This window comes from Mesorhizobium sp. M7A.F.Ca.CA.004.12.1.1 (genome assembly GCF_003997835.1).
GTDB lineage: Bacteria > Pseudomonadota > Alphaproteobacteria > Rhizobiales > Rhizobiaceae > Mesorhizobium.
Genome location: NZ_RZRK01001331.1, coordinates 1 through 901 on the forward strand (window position 1 = coordinate 1; position 901 = coordinate 901).

Genomic DNA, 901 nt, shown 5'->3' on the forward strand with positions numbered 1-901 from the left:
CGTCTTCCGCGGCCTCTACGCCAAGGGCGCGCTGACCACTGCCATGGTGCAGTCGATGGCCAAGAACCCGATCATCTTCGCCATGGACAATCCCGACCCGGAAATCACGCCGGAGGAGGTCGCCGAGATCCGCACCGACGCCATCATGGCCACCGGGCGTTCTGATTATCCCAACCAGGTCAACAACGTGCTCGGCTTTCCCTACATCTTCCGCGGCGCGCTTGATGTCAGGGCAACCACCATCAATGACGACATGAAGATCGCCGCCGCGCAGGCGCTGGCGGCATTGGCGCGCCAGGATGTGCCCGACGATGTCGCCGCCGCTTATCAGGGCAACCGGCCGAAATTCGGCCCCAACTACATCATCCCGGTGCCGTTCGACCCGCGCCTGATCTCGGCCATCCCGATCGCGGTCGCCAAGGCGGCGATGGACTCAGGCGTCGCCCGCAAGCCGATCCTCGATCTCGACCGTTACGCGCAGGAGCTGTCGGCCCGCCGCGACCCGATCGCCTCGACCCTGCAGCGCATCTACGACCGCGTGCGCCGCCAGCCCAAGCGCATCGTTTTCGCCGAGGGCGAGGAGGAGCAGGTCATGCGCGCCGCCGTCTCCTATGTGAACCAGCGGCTCGGCACCGCCATCCTGCTCGGACGCGACGACGTCATCAAGGAGAACGCCAAGCACGCCGGCATCGACCTCAACAAGCAAGGCATCGAGATCATCAATGCAAGGCTGTCGCGCCGCAACGGCATCTACACCGACTATCTCTACGAGCGCATGCAGCGCAAAGGCTTCCTGTTCCGCGACTGCCAGCGGCTGATCAACAACGACCGCAACCACTTTGCCGCCTGCATGGTGGCGCTGGGCGACGCCGACGGCATCGTCACCGGTGTCACCCGCAAC

Annotated in this window: 1 protein-coding gene; it reads left to right on the plus strand. The window is 65.0% G+C overall.

The features are described from left to right. A partial coding sequence (locus tag EN984_RS36180) for a phosphate acyltransferase (protein WP_281057389.1) occupies positions 1–901 on the plus strand: 901 nt, incomplete at both ends.